This window comes from Ancylobacter vacuolatus (genome assembly GCF_030813595.1).
GTDB lineage: Bacteria > Pseudomonadota > Alphaproteobacteria > Rhizobiales > Xanthobacteraceae > Ancylobacter > Ancylobacter vacuolatus.
In genome coordinates, this window is sequence record NZ_JAUSUH010000002.1 from 38,088 (window position 1) to 62,268 (window position 24,181).

Genomic DNA, 24,181 nt, shown 5'->3' on the forward strand with positions numbered 1-24,181 from the left:
CGTTTGCGCGCCTCTTAGCACAGAGCGGCGGGCGAGGCGAATATGGGGCTGCTGCCACCGTCATCCCGGACGAAGGCATAGCCTTCGAGCCGGGATCGCGCGCAGAAAAGGGCACGGTGGGTTCGCGCGATCCCGGATAGGACCTGTCGGTCCTTCCGGGATGACGGCCTCGTTAAATCACTTCAGCGGCACCCAGATGTCGATGACGAGGTTGTCCTCCGGCGTGGTGCGCGGGTCGGAGCGGTATTCCTCGACATAGACGTCCTGCGCCTCGAGATCCTTCGCGTCGAGCAGGTTGGCGATCTGCTCATAGGTGGGGTCCATCGCATCATAGGGGCCGCGATGGGTGAAGCGCAGCGCCTTGCCGGCCGGCGAGGCGGAAAACACCATGCCGTTCTGCGGCTTTTCCGCCGTCGCCCCTTCGAACGGCACCGCCGCCTCGAAGTCGAAGCCCATATCGTCGGTCGAGGTGTAGATGATGAAGGAGGCGCCATTGGGCTTGAGCTTCAGCCGCGCCATCTCGGCGTCGATCTCCTTCAGCGTGGCGACGATGGTCTTGAAGGCGTCGTCCCAGGTCGCACGGGCCTTCTTCATCAGCACCGGCACCGGCTGCATCACCGCCGGGTCGCCAAAGCCATCGGGCCGGGTCAGGGGATCGGGCGCGGGGGCGACGTTCTGCGTCTCCACCGAGCGCGGGTCGACCATCGGCGGCGCGATCATGTCGTCCTCGTCGAGCGGCGCCGCGTCCGGCGCGGGAGCGGCGGGGGCGGCGGGAGAAGCGTCGGTCGGCGCCTGCGCCCGCAGCGGTGCCGGCAGCGCCAGAACCGCGACGAGCGCGAGCACCGCCAGGCGCGTGAGCAGGTGCAGGAGCCCGCGCGGAAGGGCGCGGAAAGGCGAAATCACCATCATCGTCGGTTCACCGGAAAGGGCGCGGGCCAAGAGGTCTAGCATTCCCGCCCGCCGCCTGCGACGCCGCGCGGAACACGCTGAGGTGTTTGCCCGCACCTGTCGCTCGCCTGCGACACGTTTGCCGGCATGCCAGCGCCACGCCGTCCATCCGGCGCGGTCGATAGGTCTGGCCAATCCTCCGCGCTTCGCCATATAAGAGCCGCACCCTCTTCCCTCACATTCGGTGGCCCTGCCGCCGCACGCTGTGAAACCGGGTCCATGGCCGCGCTGGAAAACCGCCCTTTCGTGAAGATGAACGGTCTCGGCAACGAGATCGTCGTGCTGGATCTGCGCGACGCGCCGCTGATGGTGCCGCCGGAAGAGGCGCGCGCCCTCGCCCGCGACGGCGTGCTGCCCTTCGACCAGATCATGGCGCTCTACCCGCCGCAGAGCGAAGGCACCCACGCCTTTGTCCGCATCATCAATGCCGATGGCTCGGAATCGGGCGCCTGCGGCAATGGCACGCGCTGCATCGCGCTTTATGAGGCCGGCCGGACCGGCGCCGACCATCTGGTGTTCGAGAGCGTCGCCGGCCCGCTCGATTGCACTCTCGCGCCCGAGGGCATCACGGTCGACATGGGCGTACCGCGCTTCGGCTGGCACGACATTCCCCTCGCCGGCCCGGTCGCCGACACCCGCGCCATCGAATTGCAGGCCGGCCCGGCGGAAGCGCCGGTGCTGCGCGCGCCCGCGGTGGTGAATGTCGGCAATCCGCACGCCATCTTCTGGGTCGATGATGTGAACGCCGTCGATCTTGCCCAGTTCGGGCCGGAGCTGGAACACCACCCGATCTTCCCCGAGCGGGCCAATATATCGGTGGTGCAGATCGTCTCGCCCGAGCACATCATCCTCAGGGTGTGGGAGCGCGGCGTCGGCCTCACCCGCGCCTGCGGCACCGGCGCCTGCGCCGCTGCCGTCTGTGCCGCGCGCCTCGGCCTCACCGGGCGGCGCGTCACCGTCACCCTGCCGGGCGGCGATCTCGTGATCGACTGGCGCGAGAGCGACGACCACATGCTGATGACCGGCCCGGCCGAAATCGAGTTCGACGGCCGGCTCACCGCCGCCATGCTCGGCGATGCCGAGCCCACCGCCGCCCGACCCGGCGCCGGCGCCGAGTGACCATGGCGCTCGCCTCCCCTGCCCGCGCCGCGCCGGTTGAAGTCGTCACCTTCGGCTGCCGGCTGAACGCGCTCGATTCCGCCACCGCCAAGGCGATGGCCGGCGCGGCCGGGCTGGAGAACGCTGTTATCGTCAACACCTGCGCCGTCACCGCCGAGGCGGTGAAGCAGGCCCGCCAGACCATCCGCCGGCTCAAGCGCGAAGCCCCCTCGCGCCGCATCCTTGTCACCGGCTGCGCCGCGCAGACCGAGCCCGAACGCTTCGCCGCGATGGAAGAGGTCGACCGCGTGCTCGGCAATGCCGAGAAGACGGCGCCCGAGAGCTGGAAGGCGACCCGCGCCGCGCTCGATTTCGGCCTCGGGGACATGGCAAAGGTCGTGGTCGGCGACATCATGGCCGTGCGCGAGACCGCGCCGCATTTGCTCGACGGCCCGGCCGACACGATCGAGGGGCACACCCGCGCCTTCGTGCAGGTGCAGGAGGGTTGCGACCACCGCTGCACCTTCTGCATCATTCCCTATGGGCGGGGCAATTCCCGCTCGGTGCCGATGGGCGCCGTGGTGACGCGGGTGCGCGAGCTGGTAGTCGAGGGCGCCCGCGAAATCGTGCTGACCGGCGTCGACCTCACCTCCTATGGCGCGGATCTTCCCGGCGCGCCGAGGCTCGGCACGCTGGTGCGCGCTTTGCTGCGCCATGTGCCTGATCTGCCCCGGCTGCGGCTGTCCTCCATCGACTCGGTGGAGGTGGACGACGAGCTGATGCGGGCTCTGGCGGAAGAAGAGCGGCTGATGCCCCATCTCCACCTCTCGCTGCAGGCCGGCGACGATCTCATCCTCAAGCGCATGAAGCGCCGCCATGCGCGCGCCGACGCCATCGCCCTCTGCGCCGCGCTGCGGCGGGCGCGGCCGGACATGGTGTTCGGCGCCGACCTGATCGCCGGGTTCCCGACCGAGACCGAGACGGCGTTCCGCGCCTCGCTCGACCTTGTCGATGCCTGCGGGCTCACGCATCTGCATGTCTTCCCCTTCTCCCCGCGCCCCGGCACGCCGGCCGCCCGCATGCCGCAGGTTCCGCCCGCGCTTGCCCGGGAGCGGGCGCGGCGACTGCGCGAGAAGGGCGCCCACGCGCTGCTGCGTCATCTCGCCGGCGAGATCGGCGGGCGGCGCGAGGTTCTGGCCGAGCGCGGCGGGCTGGCCCGCACCAAGAGTTTCACCCCGGTGCGCCTTGCCACACCGCTGGCGCCCGGCACGCTCACCCATATCCGCATCGCCGGCCATGACGGCGTTCGGCTGATCGCGGCATGAACGACATGAACGACGACACCACCACCCGCCCCGGCTTCTGGAAGCGCCTGACGCAGGGCCTCACCCGCACCGCCACCGGCCTGTCGACCGGCATCACCGACCTGTTCACCAAGCGCAAGCTCGATGCCGACACGCTGGAAGATCTGGAAGACGTGCTGATCCGCGCCGATCTCGGCGTTGACACCGCGGCCCGCATCGCCGCCGCCGTGGGCAAGGGGCGCTACGACAAGACCATCGAGCCGGACGAGGTGCGCGCCCTCGTCGCTGCCGAAATCGAGGCGGTGCTGAATCCCGTTGCCGTACCTCTGGTGTTCGCCGCGGACAGCAAGCCGTTCATCCTGCTGATGGTCGGCGTCAACGGCTCGGGCAAGACCACCACCATCGGCAAGCTCGCCTCCACCCTGAAGGCGCAGGGCAAGAAGGTCGTGCTCGCCGCCGGCGACACGTTTCGCGCCGCCGCGATCGAGCAGCTGAAGGTGTGGGCCGACAGGACCGGTGCCACCGTCGTCTCCCGTGCGCCCGGCGCCGACGCCGCCGGCGTCGCTTTTGACGGGCTGCAGCAGGCCCGGGCCGACGGCGCCGACGTGCTCATCATTGACACCGCCGGCCGGCTGCAGAACCGCGTCGAGCTGATGGCGGAACTGGAGAAGATCGTCCGCGTCATCAAGAAGCAGGACCCCACCGCCCCGCACGCCGTGGTGCTGACGCTGGACGCCACGGTGGGCCAGAACGCGCTCCAGCAGGTGGAAGCGTTCAAGCGGGTGGCGGGCGTCACCGGCCTCGTCATGACCAAGCTGGACGGCACCGCGCGTGGCGGCATCCTGGTCGCCCTCGCCGCCAAGCACGGCCTTCCCATTCATCTCGTCGGCGTCGGCGAGGGCATTGACGACCTGCAACCCTTTGCGGCGCGCGATTTCGCCCGCGCCATCGTCGGACTGGAGCACTGACCATGAGCGATTCACCGTCCGATGCGCCGTCCGCCAAGCGCCTGCGCACCATGCACCCGCTGCTCAAATTCGCGCTGGAGCTGGGCCCGCTGGTCGTGTTCTTCGTCGCCAATGGGCGCGGCGGCATCTATCTCGCCACCGGTGCCTTCATGGTCGCCACCTTCGCCGCGCTGGCTGTCATGTGGATCATCGCCCGCAAGATCGCGGTGATGCCTCTGGTCTCGGCCGGCGTGGTGCTGGTGTTCGGCACGCTCACTTTGGTGCTGCAGGACGACCATTTCATCAAGATGAAGCCGACCCTGGTCAATGCGCTGTTCGGCGGCGCCCTGCTTGCCGGCCTGTGGCTGCGCAAGCCGCTGCTGCCCTATGTGCTGGGCGACGTGTTCGTGCTGACCGACCAGGGCTGGCGTGAGCTCACCATTCGCTGGGGCGTGTTCTTCCTGGTCATGGCGGTGCTGAACGAGATCGTCTGGCGCAACGTCTCGACCGACACCTGGGTGGCGTTCAAGACCTTCGGCTATCTCCCGCTGACGCTGGTCTTCGCCATGGCGCAGGTGCCGCTGATGACCCGCCATGCCCCGCCCGAAAGCAAGGGCGAAAGCTGAGGGAGGGCGGCGCGCGCTCCGCCCGCCGCCCGCCGCCTCTCAGGGGCAGGGATTGCCGCGAAGCTGGTGCACGGCGTCGATGCGCGCCAGCACCTCCGGCGACAGCGTCAGGTCAGCCGCGCCGATATCGGCGGCGAGCTGTTCCATCGTCGTCGCGCCGATGATGACCGAGGTCACGAATTCCGGCGTCAGGCAGAAGGCGATGGCCATCTGCGACGGATCGAGCCCGGCATCGCGAGCGATGGCGAGGTAATCCTCGATCGCCTCCTCCGCCCCCGGCACCTGGTAGCGGAAGGCCCGCTGGAACAGGGCAGTGCGCGAGCCCTCAGGCAGCGCGCCCTTCTGGTACTTGCCGGTGAGATAGCCCTGGCCGAGCGGCGAATAGGCCAGCAGCCCCACCTCCTCGCGCAGGCTCACCTCGGCCAGCGCCGTCTCATAGGTGCGGTTCAGCAGATTATAGGCGTTCTGCACCGAGGCGACGCGCGGCCCGCCCGTGCGTTCCGCCTCGCTGAGAAATTTCATCGTGCCCCAGGCGCTCTCATTGGAGAGGCCGACATGGCGGATCTTGCCTTCCTTCACCAGCTCGCCAAAGGCGTCCAGCGTCTCGGCGATCGGGGTTTCCTCGCCGGCCGCGCTTTTCCAGCGGGTCGGGTTGGCCCCGAACAGATCGACCGGACGGCCCGGCCAGTGGAGCTGGTAGAGGTCGATATAGTCGGTCTGGAGACGGGTAAGGCTCTTCTCCACCGCCTCGCGGATCTGCCCGCGTGTCGGGCGCGCGGGCGCGCCGTCGTCGCGAAACCAGGTCATCTGCGACAGCCCGCACACCTTGGTGGCGAGGATCACCTTGTCGCGGTTGCCGCGCGCCTTGAACCAGCTGCCGATGATGCGTTCGGTGGAACCCTGGGTCTCGGGCTTGGGCGGAATGGAATAGAGTTCGGCGGTGTCGAAGAAATTGATGCCGTGGTCGAGCGCATGGTCCATCTGCGCGTGGCCTTCGGCCTCGGTGTTCTGCTCGCCATAGGTCATGGTGCCGAGACAGATCGAGGAGACCTCGAGGCCGGTGCGGCCGAGCGGGCGATATTGCATAGGGCTGGCTTTTCGGAAAAAGGGGGGAGGAAGGTGCGGGCAAGATAGGTAGCCGCGCTCCGCCCGGCAAGCGGCCTCCATGGGAAAGCCCCCACCGCGCCACCCTCAGGGCGGGGCCTCTCCTGGCGGCCGGCCCGGTCGCAAAACAGTCGCGATTTCCTCGAAGGCCGCCGTCATCGCCGGCTCCACCAGCGCCGCGCCATGGTTGGAGAGGTGGTCGCCGTCGAGATAATAGGTGCCGTCGCGGTCGCCCCAGAGATAGCGCCCGTCGCGCGCGAAAAGCTCGTCGAACGACAACACCCAGACCTTCTCGCCGCGTAGCTTGTCCAGCTCCGCCTCGGCGAACCCCTGGAGCTTGCCGCTCTCCTCGATGGTGACGGAGGTTTCCCGCACCGCCTGCTCGAACTGCGCCTCGCCCTGCCCTTGCTCCAGCTCGAGCAGGATCGCCTGCTCGATCACCTTGCGCGGCAGCACCCTGTGCTCGGGCACCTGGTCGATCAGCACCACGGCGACGCCGAGATCGCGATACTCCTTCACCGTCGCCGCGAGATGGCTGGAGAAAGTGTCGCGCGAGGTGGCGAGGGAGGGGAAAAACGGGTCGCCCTCCGGGCCCAGCGCGAAGGAGCGGCGCCCCTCGCGGCCGGCATAGACCGACCACCGGGCGGCCAGCACCACCACGTCGAACTGCCCCTCGCGGACCGCCTGCACCTGGTCGCGTGTCGCCTGCTCGCACACCCCGATATCGAAGATCGCCCGGTGCAGCGAGGTGCGGTTGATTGGCGGGCAGCTGGCGAGCGCCATCTGGTACACCGCATTGTCGCGCCCGACGCCGGCAAAGGCCCGCAGGACCGAGCCGGCATGGCTGTCGCCGATGATCAGAATGCGCAGCTTCGGGTTCGCCGGGGTGAAGACCGCGCACAAAGGCGGCCGGTTCGCTCCCGCCGATACCGGCGTGCAATCGACGCGGAGCCCTGCCCCGCGCGTGGACGCGAGGAGCCTTTCGGCGTAGCTGCCGGGCGCGATGCCGGCGAGCCGGCTCGGAATGCCGCCGGAGAGGCTGGCATAGAGGCCGACGGCAACGAACCCGGCACCGACCACGCCGCTCGCCGTGAACACGGCGCGGCGCGAGGGCAGCAGCGGAATCGGCCGCCGGCGAAAGGGCTGCTCGACAAAGCGCCAGCTGAGATAGGCCAGCAGCATCGACAACAGCGCCAGCCCCATCATCAGCTCCGGGGCGGGTTCCACCAGCGAGCGGATGCGGGCAAAGGCGAATAGCGGCTGGTGCCAGAGATAGGCGCTGTAGCTGATGAGCCCGATGCCCACCAGCGCCCGCGCCGAGAGCAGGCGGGCCACCCATGTGCCCTTATGGGCGAACAGCACCACCAGCGCCGCCCCGCCCACCGGCACCAGCGCATAGAGGCTCGGAAAGGGCGTGTTCTCGTCGAAGGCGAAGATCGCGAACAGGATCATCCCCAGCCCCAGCGCGCTCAGCGCATTGCTGGCGTGCGGCAGATTTTTGGCGCCTGGCGGGCGGCTGGTGGCGAGAAAGCCGCAGATCGAGCCGGCGAGAAGCTCCCAGATGCGGAACTGCGGCAGGTAGAAATTCGCCCGCGCCGCGTAGCGCCAGCCCCATTCGGTGGCGAGAAGGCCGAGCACCGCGGACGCCACCACAAGCCAGAACAGCGTGCGCCGGCCAAAGCGCCAGAGCAGCGCCAGGCTCAGCGGCGCGAACAGGTAATATTGTTCCTCCACCGCCAGGCTCCAGGTGTGCAGCAGCGGCTTCAGTTCGGCAGCGGCGGCGAAATAGCTGCCTTCCTCGCTCCAGAACAGGAAATTGGAGACGAAGAACACCACCGCCATCAGGCTGGCGCCGAACTCGCGCAGCTGGTCGGGGATCATCCACATCCAGGCGAAGGGCAGACACGCCAGCATCACCACGCTGAGCGCCGGCAGGATGCGCCGCGCCCGTCGCTCATAGAAGCGCGCGATCGAGAAGGTGCCACCCTCGATCTCGGACAGCAGGATGATGGTGATCAGGTACCCGCTGATGACGAAAAAAACGTCGACCCCGACATACCCGCCGGAAAACGCCCCGAAACCGGCATGAAACAGGATCACAGGAACGACGGCGACGGCCCGAAGGCCGTCGATCTCGCTTCGGTATTTCATGTGCCCCCGCACAGGCAGACAATGCACGACATGGATGGCCCCGGGGGCGAGCGATAGCGTAGCCGCCCCCATGCGTCGAGGACCGCCCGGCAACACGTCGTCACAATTTTGCCATCACCCTCCCGCGCGGCGGGGCAGGATCAGCCGGGATTGGCCCCGCCGGCGGCCCCTGTGCCGCCCGCCGCCGGCGCTCCCGCCTTCAGCGTGCCGATGAACGCCTCCACCGCCGGAAGCATGCGCTCGACGATGATGTCGACCCCGGCGGCGGTGGGATGGACGCCGTCGGGCAGGTTCACCGCCGTGTTGCCCGCTACGCCATCGAGGAAGAACGGATAGAGCGGCACGTCATATTTCTGCGCCAGCCGCTCATAGAGGCCATCGAAGCGCTTCTGATAGGCGGCGCCAAGATTGGGCGGCGCCCGCATGCCGGCCATCAGCACCGGAATGCCGCGCGCCTTCAGCCGTGCCAGAATGGCATCGAGCGAGCGCTCGGGAATGGCGGGATCGAGCCCGCGCAGCGCGTCATTGGCGCCCAGCTCCAGGATCACCCCATCGGTGCCCTCGGGGATCGACCAGTCGAGCCGCGCGAGGCCGGCGCTGGTGGTGTCACCGGAAACGCCGGCATTCTCGATCACAACCTCGTGTCCCTTGGCCCTGAGTGCCGCCTGCAGCCGTACCGGGAAGGCCTGGCTGGCGGGCAGGCCGTAGCCGGCGGTGAGGCTGTCGCCAAACGCCACGAGGCGCAGCGGTTCGGCCAGAACAGGGCTGGCAATGCCCGCCGCGCCAAGCAGGACAAGGCCGCAGAGCGCAAAGAGCCGATGGAGCAATCGTGACAAGGGCCTACCCTTTCGGAAACGGTGCAGCGCAACATATGGTGCGGGAGATATCGGCCTCCAGAGGACGAGGCCTTCGCCGGCCCAAACAGACGCGAAAAGAGCCCCATGCCTTTTGACAAGACGACCGCCACCGCCATCCGCCTCGACGGGGTGGATCTCTCCCTCGGCAGCGGCGCGGCGCGCGTCCACATCCTCAAGGGCGTCTCGCTCGCGATAAAGCAGGGCGAGGCCGTTGGCCTGGTCGGCCCCTCCGGCTCGGGCAAGTCGAGCCTGCTGATGGTGCTCGCCGGGCTGGAGCGCGCCGATGCCGGCCGGGTCGAGGTGGCGGGGCAACAGCTCACCGGCCTCGACGAGGATTCCCTCGCCCGCTTTCGCGGCCGCCATGTCGGCATCGTGTTCCAGGCCTTCCACCTCATCCCCACCATGACGGCGGTGGAGAATGTCGCCGTGCCGCTGGAGCTTGCCGGCCGGGCCGACGCCTTTGCGCGCGCCGCCGCCGAACTCACCGCCGTCGGCCTCGGCCACCGGCTGGACCATTACCCCTCGCAGCTTTCCGGCGGCGAGCAGCAGCGCGTGGCGGTGGCCCGCGCTTTGGCGCCGGAGCCGCGCATCCTCGTCGCCGACGAGCCGACCGGCAATCTCGACGAGGCCACCGGCCGGCAGATCATGGACCTGCTGTTCGAGGCACAGGCGCGGCGCGGCGCCACGCTGGTCATCGTCACCCATGACGCGACGCTGGCCCGCCGCTGCGACCGCACGGTGCGGCTGCGCTCCGGCGCGGTCGAGGCGGAAGAGGCGTTGGCCGGCGCCGGCGCAGAGTCGCGCGCATGAGCACGGATCAGGTCTCCACCTCGGCGGCGGCTGCCGGCCGGGCCGCCCCGCTGCGCGCGCCCAGCCGCCGCACCCTGCCGCTGCGCTTCGCCCTGCGCGAACTGCGCGGCGGCCTGCGGGGCTTTGCGGTCTTCCTCGCCTGCCTCGCCCTCGGCGTCGCCGCCATCGCCGGCGTCGGCGCCTTCTCGCGCGCCCTGACCGATGGGCTGGCGCGCGAGGGCACCACCCTGCTCGGCGGCGATGCCGCCTTCACCCTGGTGCAGCGCGAGGCCAGCCCGGAGGAATACCGGCTCATTGAGGCGGGCGGGCGGGTCTCCACCATCGCCACGCTGCGGGCGATGGCCCGGGCCGGCAGCGGCGAGGCGCTCGACGCCACGCTGGCGGAAGTGAAAGCGGTGGACGGCGTCTACCCGATGGTCGGCACGCTCGACATTGTGCCGCCCCAGCCGCTTGCCGGCGCGCTCGCGCGCGACGGCGACGCCTATGGCGCGCTGGTCGATCCCTCCCTTGCCGACCGTCTGCAGCTGAAAACCGGCGATCGCTTCCAGCTCGGCGCCGCGACCCTCATCCTCAAGGGCACCCTTGAGCGCGAGCCGGACCTGCTCTCCACCGGCCTCGGCTTCGGCCCGCGCCTGATGGTGTCGGTCGAGGCGCTGCGGGCAACCGACCTGCTGCAGCCCGGCAGCCTGGTGCGCTGGCACTACCGGGTGAAAATGGACCGCCCGGCGGAACTCACCGCCTTCGTCGAAAGGGTGCAGAAAGGCGCGCCGGAGGCGGGCTTCGAGGCCCGCACTCGCGATGCCGCCGCCCCTCGGCTGGAAAACAATGTTCGCCGCTTCACCGAATATCTAACTCTCGTCGGCCTCACGGCACTCCTCGTTGGCGGCGTCGGCGTCGCCAATGCCGTGAAGAGCCATCTCGACGCCAAGCGCGGCGTCATCGCCACCTTCAAGAGCCTCGGCGCGCCGGGGGTGACGGTGTTCGGCATCTATCTCGCCGAGGTCGGGCTGATCGCGCTGATCGGCATCGCCATCGGCATCACGGTGGGTTCCGCCCTGCCCTTCCTCGCCGATGCCGCCTTCGGCCATCTGCTTCCCGTCGCCATCGAACCCAGCCTGCAACCCGGCGCGATCCTGCTGGCGCTGGCCTATGGCGCGCTGATCGCGCTGGCCTTCGCGCTCTGGCCGCTCGGCCTTGCCCATGACGTGCCGGTGTCGGCGCTGTTCCGCGAGCATGTGGAAGGCGCACGGCACCGCCCGCGCCTCGTCTATATCGCCCTCACCACACTGGCGGTGGCCGCCTTGGCGGGCCTCGCGGTCTATGCCTCCGAGCAGCGGCATATCGCGATGATCTATCTCGCGGCGGCGGCGAGCGTATTGGTAACGCTGCGCCTGGTCGCGGCCGGCATCATGGCGGCCGCCCGCCGGCTGCCGCGCCCGCGCTCCACCGCACTGCGCCTCGCTCTGGCCAATATCCACCGGCCGGCGGCGCTCACCCCCACCATCGTGCTGTCGCTCGGCCTCGGCCTGACGCTGCTGGTGACGCTGGCGCTGATCGACCGCAGCCTGACGCGCGAACTCACCTCGCGCCTGCCGACCGAGGCGCCGAGCTTCTTCTTCCTCGACATCCAGAACAGCGAGACCGAGGCCTTCACGCGCTTCCTGCGCGAGAAGGCGCCGAAGGGCGAGGTCGAGGTGGTGCCGATGCTGCGCGGGCGCATCCTCACCTTGGGCGGGCGCGCGGCGGAGAGCCTCGATCCGCCGGCGGAATTCGCCTGGGTTCTCTCCTCCGATCGCGGCATCACCTACGCGCAGGACCTGCCCGAGGGCTCGGTGCTGGCGGGCGGCGAATGGTGGCCGGCCGATTATGCCGGGCCGCCGCTCGTCTCCTTCGAGCGCGAGATCGCCGACGCCTTCGGCCTCAAGATCGGCGACGAGGTGACGGTGAACGTGCTCGGCCGCTCCATCACCGCCACCATCGCCAATCTGCGCGATGTGGAGTGGGAGCGGCTGGCCATCAACTTTGTCATGGTCTATTCGCCCAACACCTTCGCCGGCGCGCCGCACACCTCGCTGGCGACGCTGACCCTGCCGGAAGGCGGCGATGTCGCCACCGAGCGCAGCCTCGGCCGCGCCGTGGCGGCGGACTTCCCCGCCGTAACCGCCGTGCGGGTGAAGGAAGCGCTGACCCAGATCGGCGAGATCGTCGGCAATCTGCTCATCGCTATTCGCGGCGCCAGCCTCGTCACCCTGCTCTCCAGCGTGCTGGTGCTCGCCGGGGCGCTGGCGGCCGGGCAGCACCACCGGGTCTATGACGCGGTGATCCTGAAGACGCTCGGCGCCACGCGGGCGCGGCTGGTGGCCGCCTACGCGCTGGAATATGCCGCGCTTGGCCTCGTCACGGCGGTAGTCGCGGTCGGCGCCGGCACGGCGGCGGCCTATGTGGTGGTGGTCTATGTGATGAAGATCGGCTTCGCCTGGTCCACCGGCGCGGCGCTCGGCGCGGCGGCGGTGGCGCTGGTGCTCACCGTCGGCTTCGGCCTCATCGGCACCTGGCGGGCATTGGGGCAGAAACCGGCGCGCATCCTGCGCAATCTGTGAGTGCGTATCGGCAGAACCCACTGCCCTAGCGTCATTCCTGTCGCAAACTTCACTTGCGGCAGGCCCGTGCCGCCCTCATATTCAGCGCAATGATCCACGTCCCCCGGCAGAGTGCCGGTGGCGGCGTGGATGACGGGATTTCGCGAGAGGATTCGACCATGTCCGACTTTAACCGCAACGTCTCCGTGCCGCGCTTCGGGGCGACCGCGGCCCGGACGCAGGCCGACATCGACCAGGGCCTGCGCGCCTACATGCTGCGCGTCTACAACTACATGACGCTCGGCCTTGCCATCACAGGCGCGGCGGCGCTGGGCATTTACATGCTCGCCGTCTCCGACGTGGCGACGCCCTACCAGTTCGCCGGCATCTACCTCACCGAGTTCGGCGCGACGCTGTTCGGCAGCCCGCTGCGTTATGTCGTGATGTTCGCGCCGCTGGCCGCCGTGCTGTTCCTCAGCTTCCGGGTCGACCGGCTGAGCGTCGGCGTGGCGCAGACCATCTTTTGGGTCTATGCCGCGCTCGTGGGCGTGTCGCTGGCCAGCATCTTCCTGGTCTACACGCATGAGAGCATCGTCCGGGTGTTCTTCATCACCGCGGCGGCGTTCGGTGGCCTCAGCCTCTATGGCTATACCACCTCGCGCAGCCTGTCGGGCCTCGGCTCGTTCCTGATCATGGGCCTGATCGGCATCCTGGTCGCCATGGTGGTGAACATCTTCCTCGGCTCCACCATGCTGCAGTTCATCATCTCGGTGGCGGGCGTGCTGGTGTTCGCGGGCCTCACCGCCTACGACACCCAGCGCATCAAGGAGATGTACTTCGCCGGCGACGACGACGTGGTGGCCGGGCGCAAGGCGATCATGGGCGCGCTGACGCTCTATCTCGACTTCATCAACATGTTCCTGATGCTGCTGCAGCTGTTCGGCAACCGGAACAACTGAGCCGCCGCACCGCTCCGCTGATACGAAAGCCCCGGCCCCGCGCCGGGGCTTTTTCGTTTGCGCGCCCTCCCGGCCGGCGACCGTACTTCCCATGCGGAATGGGCTAGACTGTCGGCCTGCCCCGGCAGAACGAGGAGGACGCCATGAGCTATATCGACGGATTCGTCATCGCCGTGCCGACCGCCAACAAGGAGGCCTACCGCGTCCTGGCCGAGAAGGCTGCGCCGATCTTCTTCGACCATGGCGCGCTGCGGCTGGTGGAGAACTGGGGCGACGACGTGCCGGACGGCAAGGTCACGGATTTCCGCCGGGCGGTACAGGCGACGCCCGAGGAGACGGTGGTGTTCTCCTGGATCGAATGGCCCTCGCGCGAGGCGCGCGATGCCGGCATGAAGACCTTCATGGAAGACCCGCGGCTGAACGAGATGACCGACATGCCCTTCGACGGGCAGCGCATGATCTTCGGCGGCTTCGCCCCGCTGCTGGACCAGAAAAAGGGCTGAGCCACCCTCTGCCCGCCGCCTCACAACCGATGTGACCGTCCCGGCGATTGTCGCCATGCCGGCCGGGCGCTACATAGCCTTGGCCGGCGCCGGCCAGGAGGGCTGCGCCCCGGGAGCCTGATCCGGTCAGGTCGTCCGCCTGATCGGAGAATCAGTCTCCCCCTGATGGAGAGGCGGAAACCCATGAACTGGGCGGATTTCAAGCGCGACGCGAATCTCATTGGCGGCGAATGGGTGGGCGCCGATGGCGGCGGCACGATCGACGTCACCAACCCGGCCACCGGCGAGGTGATCGGCACCGTGCCGAATGCCGGCACCGACGAGACCCGCCGCGCCATCGCCGCCGCGCAGAAGGCGTTCGAGACCTTCTCGCGCACCACGGCGGATGAGCGCGCCAAGCTGCTGCGGCGCCTCCACGCCGCCATCATGGACAATCAGCGGGCGCTGGCCGAACTGCTCACCATCGAGCAGGGCAAGCCGCTGGCGGAATCCATGGGCGAGGTCGGCGCCAGTGCCGCCTATGTGCTGTGGTTCTCGGAAGAAGCCCGGCGCGTCTATGGCGACGTCATCCCCTCGCCCTGGGGCGAGCGGCGCATTCTCGTCACCAAGCAGGCGGTAGGCGTGGTGGCGGCGATCACGCCGTGGAACTTCCCCTCCTCCATGGCGGCGCGCAAGATCGGCCCGGCGCTCGCCACTGGCTGCACCTCGGTGATGAAGCCGGCGACCCAGACCCCCTATTCCGGCCTCGCCTGGGGTGTGCTGTGCGAACAGGCGGGCTATCCCAAGGGTGTGGTCAACATCCTCACCGGCTCGGCCTCGGCCATTGGTGGCGAGATGACCTCCAACCCCACCGTGCGCAAGATCACCTTCACCGGCTCCACCCCGATCGGCAAGATGCTGATCAAGCAGGCCGCCGACACGGTGAAGCGCGTCTCGATGGAACTGGGCGGCAATGCGCCCTTCCTCATTTTCGACGACGCCGATCTCGACAAGGCGGTGGAGGGCGCCATCGCCTCGAAATACCGCAATTCCGGCCAGACCTGCGTCTGCGCTAACCGCTTCTATGCCCAGGCCGGCATCTATGACGCCTTCGTCGAGAAGTTCGCCGCCGCCTCGGCCAAGCTCAAGGTCGGGCCGGGCCTTGAGGAAGGCGTGGTGCAGGGCCCGCTGATCGACGACAAGGCGGTGGCCAAGACCGCGAGCTTCGTTGCCGACGCGCTGGCCAAGGGCGGTCGGCTCGTCACCGGCGGCAAGCGCCATGATCTGGGCGGCCAGTTCTTCGAGCCGACCGTCATCGCCGACGCCACGAGCGAGATGAACTTCGCCCGCGAGGAAATCTTCGGCCCGGTCGCCCCGGTATTCCGCTTCGAGACCGAGGAAGAGGCGGTGCGCCTCGCCAACGACACCGAATTCGGCCTCGCCTGCTATTTCTACACCCGCGACCTCTCGCGTGCCTTCCGCGTCTCGGAAAACCTGCGCTACGGCCAGGTTGGCATCAATGCCGGCGTCATCACCACGGAAGTGGCGCCATTCGGCGGGGTAAAGGAATCCGGCATCGGCCGCGAGGGCTCGAAATACGGCATCGAGGAATATGTCGACGTGAAATATGTCTGCGTCGGCCTGTAAGCCGGCAAAGTAGCGCTGCAGCAAAAAGGCCGGTCTCGCGACCGGCCTTTTCATATGCCGAAAGGGCGCGCCCCTCAGGCCTTGAAGTCCTCCAGCCGGAAGGGGAGCGAGCGCAGCCGCTGGCCGGTGGCATCAAAAATGGCATTGGAGAGCGCCGGCGCCACCCCGGGAACGCCCGGTTCGCCGATGCCGGTCGGCGCATTGGCGGAGGGCAGGATATGCACCTCCACCTTGGGCATTTCCGACATGCGCAGCGGCACATAGGTGTCGAAATTGGCCTGCTCGACCACGCCGTCCTCGAGCGTGATCTCGTCATGCAACGCCGCGCCGAGGCCGAAGCCGACGCCACCCTCGATCTGCGCCGCGATCACGTCCGGGTTGATGGCGATGCCGCAATCGACCGCACAGACCACACGCTCGACCTTGATCTTGCCGTCGACCACGGAAATGTCGATGACGCTGCCGACCACGGTGTTGAAACTCTCATGCAGCGCCACGCCACGCCCCTTGCCGGGCCCGGCCTTCGCGCCCCAACTGGCCTTCTCCGCCAGCAGCTTCAGCACGGCGGCATGGCGTGGCTTGTCCTTCAGCAGCTCCAGCCGGAACTCGACGGGATCACGCCCCGCCGCCCGGGCGAGTTCGTCGATCATCACCTCCACCACATGGGCGGTGTGGGTGTGGCCAACCGAGCGCCACCACAGGGTAGGCACCGCGACTTTCGGCGAGTGCAGGTCCACCGCGAAATTGCCGATGTCGTAATTGGTGTCGGAGGCGCCTTCCACCGAGGTGCCGTCCACCCCCTCCTTGATCGCGAACGCCTCGAAAGGCGTGCCAGCCATGAAGGACTGGCCGACGATCTGCTGCTCCCAGCCGGCGATCTTGCCGTCCGCCGTCAGCCCCGCACGCACCTTGTGATAGAACATCGGGCGGTAATAGCCGCCCTTGATGTCGTCCTCGCGGGTCCACACCAGATGCACCGGCGCCCGGCCGTCGATCGCCTTGAGGATGGTGGCGGCCTCGGCGACATAGTCGGCCGCCGTGTTGGCGCGCCGGCCGAAGGAGCCGCCGGCATAGAGCGACTCGATCTTTACCTGCTCCGGCCTCAACCCGAGAATGCCGGCGGTGATTGCCTGCTCGATGGTCTGGAACTGCGAGCCGGTCCAGATGGTGGCGCCGTCCGCCGTCTTCTCGATCACGCAGTTCAGCGGCTCCATCGGCGCGTGTGCGAGATAGGGGAAGCTGAACTCGGCCTCGATGGTCTTGGCGGCGCCCGCTAACCCCTTGGCAGCGTCGCCCCGGCGCGCCGCGGGCAGGCCCGGCGAGGCCGCCAGCTTGCGATATTCGTCGAACAGTTCGGCGGTGCCGCGTTTTTCGGCCTTGGCCTCGTCCCATTCGAGGCCGGCGAGCGCCTCGCGGCCCTGGATCGCCGCCCAGGTGTTGGTGGCGAGCACCGCGATGCCGGAGGGCACCGCCACCACCTCGACCACACCAGGCACCTTCTTCGCCGCCGCCGCGTCGAAGCTATTCACCGTGGCGCCGAAACGGTCGGGCCGGCGGATGACGGCGGTCAGCATGCCCGGCCGGCGCATGTCGAGCGCATAGGTCGCGGTGCCGTCGGTCTTCACCGTGGAATCGAGCCGCGGAAGCTTGGTGCCGATCAGCGTGAAGTCCTTCGGCTCCTTCAGCTCCACCTCGGCCGGCACCGGCAGCTTGGCGGCGGCTTCCGCGAACGCGCCGAAGGTGCCGGAATGGCTGCCGCTGGTCAGCACGCCTTTGGAAACCGTGATGCTGTCGGGCGCCACGCCCCACTGCTTGGCGGCGGCCTCGACGAGCATGGCCCGCGCGGCGGCGCCCGCCCGGCGCAGCTGGTCCCAGCTATTGGCGACTGAGGTGGAGCCGCCCGTGCCCTGCACCGGACCGAAGGCGAGATTGTTGTAGAGCTTGGCATCGGCCGGCGCGAAGGCGGTCCGCATCTGGCTCCAGTCGGCGTCGAGCTCTTCCGCCACAATGGTCGGCAGGCCGGTTGTGACGCCCTGGCCCATGTCGACATGCTTGATCAGCACCGTCACCGTGTTGTCGGGGGCGATACGCACAAAGGCGTTCGGCATCGGCGGAGCGGCGGGGGCGGCGGCGGCGGCCTCTTCCGCCAGCGCCAGGCGCGGGCCGAGATTGAGGCCGATCACCAGCGCGCCGCCAGCGGCGCCAAGGCCTTTGAGAAAATGGCGGCGGGAAGCGGCGAGCGGCGCGCCCATGCCCGCCAGCATCTGCCGGTATTGGTCGGGTGTGATGAGGTGCATGGCGCTCACGCGAGGTTGGAGGCGGCTTCGTGGATGGCGGCGCGAATGCGCTGATAGGTGGCGCAGCGGCAGACATTGCCATCCATCGCGGCGTCAATGTCGTCATCGGTCGGCGTGCGGTTCTCGCTGAGCAGACCCACGGCCGACATGATCTGGCCGGGCTGGCAATAGCCGCACTGCACCACGTCGAGCGTGCGCCACGCCTGCACCACGGCCTCGCCCACCTTGCCGGTGGCGGCGACGCCCTCGATGGTGGTGACGTTCTTGCCCTCGACATCGGAGACGAAGGTCTGGCACGAGCGCACAGGCGCGCCGTCGACATGCACCGTGCAGGCGCCGCACAAAGCGGCGCCGCAGCCGAATTTGGTGCCGGTCAGCCCGGCAATGTCGCGAAGCGCCCAGAGCAGCGGCATGTCGCCATCGGCGTCGAGCGTTTGTTCGCGTCCGTTGAGTGTGAATTTCATGTCCGCCCTCTCCTTCCCGGGGATGAGGACGCGCAACGACAATGGCCCGCCCTGCCTCGCGGCGGCGGCAAGCCGTGATGTCTGCGCTCCCGGCGGGAGGCTAGCCCTTCATGATGGCCATCATCTAATCACCGTTCCGTGATACCCGAGCAACCGCAGGACGCGACCCTCCGCCTACGCCACCATTTCGGTGCGCAGGCCCAGAAGGTCGCGCACAAAATCGGCGAGATCGGCGATGTCGTCGACGATGCGGTCGTCGCCCCGGCTGGCGGAAGCGTAGAAGATGCCATCGAGCATCAGGCCGATGCGGCGCGCGGTGCGGCCAATGTCGACCGCCGCGAACCGGCCGCTCGCCACCCCGCGCGCCAGAGCGCCCTCCAGCAGCTGCTTCTCGCGGGCATAGAAGCCGGCGATCAGGGCGTCGAGCTCATCATCGCGCAGGCCCGAGCTGGCATAATCGGCCATCAGCTTCACCATCTGCGCGAGGGTGGGCGCCAGTTCCATATGAATGTCGAGCCAGGCGAGAATCTCCTCCAGCGGCTCGGCCCCGTCGGCGCGGCGCGCCTCATAGCCGGCCATGAGCTGCTCGATCGCGTGCCCAAGCGCGCGCCGCACCAGATCGTCCTTGTTGTCGAAATAGTGGTAGAGCAGCCCGACATTGATGTCGCAGACCAGCGCGATGTCGCGCACCGTCACAACAGAGAAATGGCGCGTCGCGAACAGCCGCAAGGCTTCTTCGAGGATCATCCCCCGCCGCTCGGCGGGCTGGAGGCGCTTGCGCGCGGTGCGGGCCGTCATCGGTTTCCTCCGTAATTCTACGGAATTTTCTGCCTTGCTCATATGCTAGGCGTGCCCATTTGTTGGGCTTGCACGCGATATTAAGTCACCGTTTAATAGCCCGGTCCAGCCATTTCAGCGACCGGAGCCACTCCTCATGAAGCGCATAATCAGGGCTGCAGCCGTCTTCGCCAGCCTCACCGCCGCCGTCCTTGCGGGAGCGCCCGCGGCGCAAGCCGCGCCGAAGAAGAGTTTCAAGGTCGCCTACACCGTCTATATCGGCTTCATGCCCTTCGCCTACATGAAGTCCTCCGGCATCATGAAGAAGTGGGCTGACAAATACGGCATCGAGGTTGAGGTCATTCAGGCCAATGACTATGTCGGCTCGATCAACCAGTTCATCGCCGGCGAGATCGACGCGGTCGGCGTCGCCTCGATGGACGGCCTCACCATGCCGGCCGCCGGCGGCGTCGACACCTCGATCCTGCTGATCACCGACTATTCCGACGGCAACGACATCGTCGTCTCCAAGACCGCCAAGGACGTGAAGGAACTGGCCGGCCAGGACGTGTACCTGCTGCAGTACAGCGTCTCGCACTATCTCCTGAACCGCGGCCTGCAGCTCGCCGGCATCAATGATCCCACCGCCGCCAAGACGGTGAACATCTCGGACGCGGAAATCTCCGCCGCCTTCATCTCGCAGGACGAGATGAAGCACGCCGTCTCGTGGAAGCCGCTGACCGAGGACATGCTCAAGGTCAAGGGCGCCACCAACCTGTTCGACAGCTCCAAGATCCCCGGCGAGATCATGGACGTGTTCATCGGCAACACGCAGAACCTCAAGGACAATCCCGATTTCGCCAAGGCCGTGGTCGGCGCCTGGTATGAGGCGCTCGGCATCCTCAAGGCCGGCGGCGCCCCCGCCGAGGAGATGCGCGCTGTCATGACCAGCGCCATGGGCACCGATGCGGGCGGCCTGCAGGCGCAGCTCGACACCACCCACTTCTTCTACACCGCCCCCGACGCGCTGGCCTTCCTCACCTCGGCCGACAACGCCAAGATCTGGGACAATATCCGCACCTTCTGCTTCCAGCAGGGCCTGTTCGGCCAGGGAGCCACCAGCGTCGACACCATCGGCATCGAAGTCGCCGACGGCACGGTGCTGGGCGACAAGGCCAACATCAAGATGCGGGTCAACGCCAGCTTCACCAAGGATTCAGCCGACGGGAAGCTGTGAGCCCGCGCCCCCTGCCCGGACAAGCGGCGCCCCGCGCCGCACCGATCCGGGGCACTGGGAGCGCTCCGGCGAAGCCTGAGAGACGGCTCCAACGCGCCGTGATCCTGAGGTGCGAGCGGAGCGAGCCTCGAAGGATGGGATGTTGAGTGCCTGAAACATCCTTCGAGGCCCGCCCTCTGGGCGGGCACCTCAGGATGACGGTCATCGCGGGATGAAGTTCAGCCTCCGGGATGACGATCGCAACCGAAAGGCCCCCCATGCGCCGCATCATCAATTACGCGCCACGTCCCGGCGTCCGGCTCATCCTCGCCTTGCTGCCCTTCATCGCGGTGCTGGCGATCTACATCCTCGCCTCCAATGCGCGCCTCGCGGTGGAGCCGGCGGACAAGCTGATGCCGAGCTTCGCCAGCTTCTGGACCACCATGGTCCGCATGGCGACAACGGTGGACAAGGCAACGAGCCAGTATCTGCTGTGGTGGGACACCTGGCTCAGCCTGCAGCGGCTGTTTCTCGGGCTCGGCATCTCCGCCCTGCTCGGCCTGGTGCTCGGCATCATTGTCGGCTTCGTGCCCTATCTGCGCGCCACCTTCGAGCCGTTCTTCGCCGCCTTCTCGCTGATCCCACCGCTCGCCGTGCTGCCGATCCTGTTCATCCTGTTCGGGCTCGGCGAAGCCTCCAAGATCGTGCTGATCGTGTTCGGCATCGCGCCCTTCATCATCCGCGACGTGATGCTGCGGGTGTCTGCCATCCCGGCCGAGCAGATCATCAAGGCGCAGACGCTCGGCGCCTCCACCTGGCAGATGATAGCGGGCGTGGTGCTGCCGCAGGTGATGCCGCGCCTCATCGATTCGGTGCGGCTTTCGCTCGGCGCCGCCTGGCTGTTCGTCATCGCGGCGGAAGCGATCACCTCGGAGGGGGGCCTCGGCTACCGCATCTTCCTGGTGCGGCGCTACCTCGCCATGGACGTGATCCTTCCCTACGTGATCTGGATCACCCTTCTCGCCTTTCTCATGGATTACGCGCTGCGCCGCCTCGCGGTGGCCGCCTATCCCTGGGACCAGATAAAGGCGGCCTGACATGACCACCATCCGCTTTGAGAATGTCTGGAAGGAATATGACGAGCGGGTCGTGCTCGAACAGGTGAACCTGTCGCTGGCCGACCACGAATTCCTCGTCATCATCGGCCCCTCCGGGGTCGGCAAGACCACGCTGCTGCGCATGCTGCTCTCACAGGAGCAACCGTCGCGCGGGCGCATTCTCCTTGATGGCGAGCCGATCGCCACCGAGCCCACCGCCGATCGCGGCGTCGTCTTCCAGCGCTATTCGGTGTTTCCGCACCGCACCGTGCTGGGCAATGTGATGATGGGCCCGCAATGGGCCGGCGCGCCCTTCCTCGGCCGTTTCTTCGGCGCCCGCCGCAGGGCGCTGGAAGAACGCGCCATGGCGCTGCTCACCCGCGTCGGCCTTGGCGAGCACGCGCATAAATACCCAGCCCAGCTCTCCGGCGGCATGCAGCAGCGCCTCGCTCTGGCGCAGGCGCTGATCATGCGACCGAAAGTGCTGCTGCTCGACGAGCCCTTCGGCGCGCTCGACCCCGGCACCCGCAAGTCGATGCACGAACTGGTCGGCGAATTGTGGGAAGAGAACCGCATGACCATCGTCATGGTCACGCATGACCTGCCCGAGGCCTTCCTGCTCGGCACCCGCGTCATCGCCGTCGACCGCCGGCGCAACGACCCGCAGGCGCCCGAGCGCTTCGGCGCCACCATCGTCTCCGACTTTGAAGCCAAGTGCCGCAGCGTGCGCGAATCCAGGGCCTTCGAGGCGGAGCGCGAAAGGGTCCGCCTCGCCCTCCTCGCCGGCACATCCCCCGCCGAGGACGCCCCGGCCGTCCCGGCATTCGAGACTGCTTTAGTGAAGGACTGACAGCAATGGCCGACAAGCGCTTCCATCTCGCCTGGTTCATGAACTTCACGCCCGACGAATGGCGCGAGCCGTTCGGCCAGGGCGGCAATCCGTGGGACGGCCAGTTCTACATCGAAATGGCCCAGGCCATGGAACGCGCCTGTTTCGATCTGATCATGATCGAGGACAAGCTGATGGTGCCCGAAACCTTCGGCGGCTCGCGCGACCTGTCGCTCAAGCACGCCATGATGGTGCCGAAGGCCGATCCGGCGCCGCTGGCGGTGGCGATGGGGATGGCGACCAAGCATCTCGGCGTGGTGGCGACGCTCTCCACCATGGCCTACCCGCCCTTCATGCTGGCACGGCTGTGCTCGACCATCGACAGCCTCACCAAGGGCCGCTTCGGCTGGAACGTCGTCACCTCGGCCGAGGACCTGATGGCGAAGAATTTCGGCATGGACAAGCTGCCTCCGCGCGAGGACCGCTACGCCATGGCCGAGGAATACATGGAAGTCTGCGACAAGCTGTTCAACAGCTGGGAGCCGGACGCCGTGGTGCTCGACCGCGCCAATGGCATCTATGCCGACGGCTCCAAGGTCCACACCATCGACCACAAGGGCACCTATTATCAGGTGCGCGGCCCGCTCAACACCGTGCCCTCGCCGCAGCGCCGCCCGGTCTATCTGCAGGCCGGCGCCTCCCCGCGCGGGCGCGACTTCGCCGCCCGCCATGCCGACGCCATCGTCTCGGTGGCCAACGGCGTCGAGGGCATGAAGGCGTTCCGCGCCGACATCCGCGCCCGCGCCACCGCCATCGGCCGCGACCCCGACGAGATCAAGGTGTTCTTCTGCATCACGCCGAGCCTCGGCGAGACCGAGGAGGAAGCCCGCGCCCGCTTCGATCGGGTGACCTTGTCCGACAATTTCGCCAATGACGTGCTGATCTCCATCTCGGCGATCACCGAGATCGACTTCGCCCAGTTCGACCTCGACCAGCCGCTGCCGGAAAAGCTCGTCACCAACGGCGAATCCGGCACGCTCGACAAGTTCCAGCAATGGGGCTCGGGCAAGACGCTGCGCCAGCTGGCGGCCGATGGCGGCGGCGGGCTCGTCTCCTCGCTGGAACTCATCGGCACGCCGGCGCAGGTGGCGCAGAAGATGGGCGAGGCGATGGAAGAAGTCGGCGGCGACGGCTTCCTCATCACCACCCCGGTGCTGCGCGTCTCCCGCCGCTACATCACCGAGATCTGCGACGGGCTGGTGCCGGAGCTGCAGCGGCGCGGCCTCACCCGCACCGAATACAAGCACCAGCTGCTCCGCGACAATCTGCGCGAGTTCTGATCCGCGACCCCGAAATCGCGACCCGGGGGCGCGGCCAGCCCGCGCCCCGCACCAGCGCCGGAAAGGCTCCGGCAGAAGGAGATGGGCATGTCCCCCCCGTGCTCGCCGCTCGACGGCGCTCCCGCCACTCCCCCTCCCGCCGTCACGCGGGAAGGCTTTCGCAACGCCATGGCGCGGCTGGGCGCGGCGGTCAACATCGTCACAACAGACGGTCCGGGCGGGCGCCACGGCTTCACCGCCTCGGCGGTGTGCTCGGTCACCGACAGCCCGCCGACCCTGCTGGTCTGTCTCAACAAGGGCTCCTCGGCGGCCGGCCCGGTCCATGCCAATGGCGTCGTATGCATCAACACACTGGCGGCGGGGCATGAGCCGCTCTCCAACCTGTTCGGCGGCCGCACCCCGCCGGAGGAGCGCTTTGCCAGCGGCACCTGGCGCGTGGCCGCCACCGGCGCGCCGATGCTGGTCGGGGCGGTGGTCGCCTTCGATTGCCGCATCGTCCGCACGGTCGAGGTCGGCACCCATAATGTGCTGTTCTGCGAGGTGGTTGGCGTCGCCGAGGGCGGCTCGAATGAGAGCCTGATCTATTACAGCCGCCGCTACCACACGCTGTCCGGCCCCACCGACGACTGAACCGCCCCTGGGGCGCCCC

General features: G+C 68.1%; 20 protein-coding genes and 1 pseudogene. 14 read left to right on the plus strand and 7 right to left on the minus strand.

The features are described from left to right. Positions 1 to 177: 177 nt before the first annotated feature. Entirely contained in the window at positions 178 to 951 is a 774-nt protein-coding gene (locus J2S76_RS04185) for a GyrI-like domain-containing protein (protein WP_307057822.1), read from the minus strand. A 216-nt stretch (positions 952 to 1,167) separates the two neighbouring features. Between J2S76_RS04185 and dapF the strand changes: the two genes are divergently transcribed. The 4 genes and pseudogenes from dapF (at position 1,168) to J2S76_RS04205 (ending at position 4,923) form a co-directional block, all read left to right on the plus strand. Continuing rightward, positions 1,168 to 2,067, plus strand: coding sequence for a diaminopimelate epimerase (gene dapF, locus J2S76_RS04190; RefSeq protein ID WP_307057824.1), 900 nt, complete (start codon positions 1,168 to 1,170; stop codon positions 2,065 to 2,067). Between the two features lie 2 nt (positions 2,068 to 2,069). Beyond that, the gene (mtaB, locus tag J2S76_RS04195; protein WP_307057826.1) at positions 2,070 to 3,371 is read left to right on the plus strand and encodes a tRNA (N(6)-L-threonylcarbamoyladenosine(37)-C(2))-methylthiotransferase MtaB; all 1,302 of its coding nucleotides are present in this window, start codon (positions 2,070 to 2,072) and stop codon (positions 3,369 to 3,371) included. Positions 3,372 to 3,403: 32 nt separating this feature from the next. Beyond that, positions 3,404 to 4,318 (plus strand): annotated as a pseudogene (gene ftsY / locus J2S76_RS04200) (signal recognition particle-docking protein FtsY); the annotation flags it as partial. 2 nt (positions 4,319 to 4,320) lie between these two features. Continuing rightward, on the plus strand, positions 4,321 to 4,923 hold the full coding sequence (locus tag J2S76_RS04205) for a septation protein A (RefSeq protein WP_307057830.1): 603 nt from the start codon (positions 4,321 to 4,323) through the stop codon (positions 4,921 to 4,923). A 39-nt stretch (positions 4,924 to 4,962) separates the two neighbouring features. On the opposite strand, the gene J2S76_RS04210 is transcribed toward J2S76_RS04205, so the two are convergent. The 3 genes from J2S76_RS04210 to J2S76_RS04220 all read right to left on the minus strand — a co-directional run bounded on the left by J2S76_RS04210 (position 4,963) and on the right by J2S76_RS04220 (position 9,005). Next, the gene (locus tag J2S76_RS04210; RefSeq protein ID WP_307057831.1) at positions 4,963 to 6,009 is read right to left on the minus strand and encodes an aldo/keto reductase; all 1,047 of its coding nucleotides are present in this window, start codon (positions 6,007 to 6,009) and stop codon (positions 4,963 to 4,965) included. Between the two features lie 105 nt (positions 6,010 to 6,114). Next, entirely contained in the window at positions 6,115 to 8,178 is a 2,064-nt protein-coding gene (locus tag J2S76_RS04215) for an acyltransferase family protein (protein WP_307057833.1), read from the minus strand. Between the two features lie 140 nt (positions 8,179 to 8,318). Then, positions 8,319 to 9,005 carry an arylesterase gene (locus tag J2S76_RS04220; RefSeq protein ID WP_307059110.1) on the minus strand — a complete coding sequence of 229 codons (687 nt, stop codon included), beginning with the start codon at positions 9,003 to 9,005 and terminating at the stop codon, positions 8,319 to 8,321. Positions 9,006 to 9,119: 114 nt separating this feature from the next. Here J2S76_RS04220 and J2S76_RS04225 point away from each other — a divergent pair, with 114 nt between their 5' ends. From J2S76_RS04225 to J2S76_RS04245, 5 genes are all read left to right on the plus strand, one after another. After that, positions 9,120 to 9,845 carry an ABC transporter ATP-binding protein gene (locus J2S76_RS04225; RefSeq protein WP_307057835.1) on the plus strand — a complete coding sequence of 242 codons (726 nt, stop codon included), beginning with the start codon at positions 9,120 to 9,122 and terminating at the stop codon, positions 9,843 to 9,845. Continuing rightward, entirely contained in the window at positions 9,842 to 12,445 is a 2,604-nt protein-coding gene (locus J2S76_RS04230; RefSeq protein ID WP_307057837.1) for an ABC transporter permease, read from the plus strand. Before J2S76_RS04225 ends, J2S76_RS04230 begins: the two co-directional genes overlap by 4 nt. Positions 12,446 to 12,603: 158 nt before the next feature. Further along, positions 12,604 to 13,383 (plus strand): Bax inhibitor-1/YccA family protein, encoded by a 780-nt coding sequence (locus J2S76_RS04235; RefSeq protein ID WP_018388109.1) that lies wholly within the window; start codon positions 12,604 to 12,606, stop codon positions 13,381 to 13,383. A gap of 143 nt (positions 13,384 to 13,526) precedes the next feature. After that, positions 13,527 to 13,886 (plus strand): DUF1428 domain-containing protein, encoded by a 360-nt coding sequence (locus tag J2S76_RS04240; protein WP_307057839.1) that lies wholly within the window; start codon positions 13,527 to 13,529, stop codon positions 13,884 to 13,886. A 183-nt stretch (positions 13,887 to 14,069) separates the two neighbouring features. Further along, positions 14,070 to 15,512 carry an NAD-dependent succinate-semialdehyde dehydrogenase gene (locus tag J2S76_RS04245; RefSeq protein WP_307057841.1) on the plus strand — a complete coding sequence of 481 codons (1,443 nt, stop codon included), beginning with the start codon at positions 14,070 to 14,072 and terminating at the stop codon, positions 15,510 to 15,512. 74 nt (positions 15,513 to 15,586) lie between these two features. Here J2S76_RS04245 and J2S76_RS04250 read toward each other — a convergent pair whose 3' ends face one another. The 3 genes from J2S76_RS04250 to J2S76_RS04260 all read right to left on the minus strand — a co-directional run bounded on the left by J2S76_RS04250 (position 15,587) and on the right by J2S76_RS04260 (position 19,071). Further along, positions 15,587 to 17,809, minus strand: coding sequence for a xanthine dehydrogenase family protein molybdopterin-binding subunit (locus J2S76_RS04250; RefSeq protein ID WP_307057843.1), 2,223 nt, complete (start codon positions 17,807 to 17,809; stop codon positions 15,587 to 15,589). Between the two features lie 5 nt (positions 17,810 to 17,814). Further along, positions 17,815 to 18,273: a (2Fe-2S)-binding protein gene (locus J2S76_RS04255; RefSeq protein ID WP_307057844.1), complete on the minus strand. Its 459-nt coding sequence runs from the start codon at positions 18,271 to 18,273 to the stop codon at positions 17,815 to 17,817. Between the two features lie 174 nt (positions 18,274 to 18,447). Then, positions 18,448 to 19,071 (minus strand): TetR/AcrR family transcriptional regulator, encoded by a 624-nt coding sequence (locus J2S76_RS04260; protein ID WP_307057846.1) that lies wholly within the window; start codon positions 19,069 to 19,071, stop codon positions 18,448 to 18,450. Positions 19,072 to 19,207: 136 nt separating this feature from the next. On the opposite strand from J2S76_RS04260, the gene J2S76_RS04265 reads away from it, so the two are divergent. The 5 genes from J2S76_RS04265 to J2S76_RS04285 all read left to right on the plus strand — a co-directional run bounded on the left by J2S76_RS04265 (position 19,208) and on the right by J2S76_RS04285 (position 24,162). Beyond that, complete coding sequence (locus J2S76_RS04265) at positions 19,208 to 20,287, plus strand: putative urea ABC transporter substrate-binding protein (RefSeq protein ID WP_307057848.1); 1,080 nt, start codon at positions 19,208 to 19,210, stop codon at positions 20,285 to 20,287. Positions 20,288 to 20,544: 257 nt separating this feature from the next. Next, positions 20,545 to 21,363 (plus strand): ABC transporter permease, encoded by an 819-nt coding sequence (locus J2S76_RS04270; protein ID WP_307057850.1) that lies wholly within the window; start codon positions 20,545 to 20,547, stop codon positions 21,361 to 21,363. 1 nt (position 21,364) lies between these two features. Then, on the plus strand, positions 21,365 to 22,213 hold the full coding sequence (locus J2S76_RS04275; RefSeq protein WP_307057851.1) for an ABC transporter ATP-binding protein: 849 nt from the start codon (positions 21,365 to 21,367) through the stop codon (positions 22,211 to 22,213). Between the two features lie 5 nt (positions 22,214 to 22,218). Then, positions 22,219 to 23,532 (plus strand): NtaA/DmoA family FMN-dependent monooxygenase, encoded by a 1,314-nt coding sequence (locus tag J2S76_RS04280; RefSeq protein ID WP_307057853.1) that lies wholly within the window; start codon positions 22,219 to 22,221, stop codon positions 23,530 to 23,532. Between the two features lie 168 nt (positions 23,533 to 23,700). After that, positions 23,701 to 24,162 carry a flavin reductase gene (locus J2S76_RS04285; RefSeq protein WP_245261865.1) on the plus strand — a complete coding sequence of 154 codons (462 nt, stop codon included), beginning with the start codon at positions 23,701 to 23,703 and terminating at the stop codon, positions 24,160 to 24,162. Positions 24,163 to 24,181: the final 19 nt, after the last annotated feature.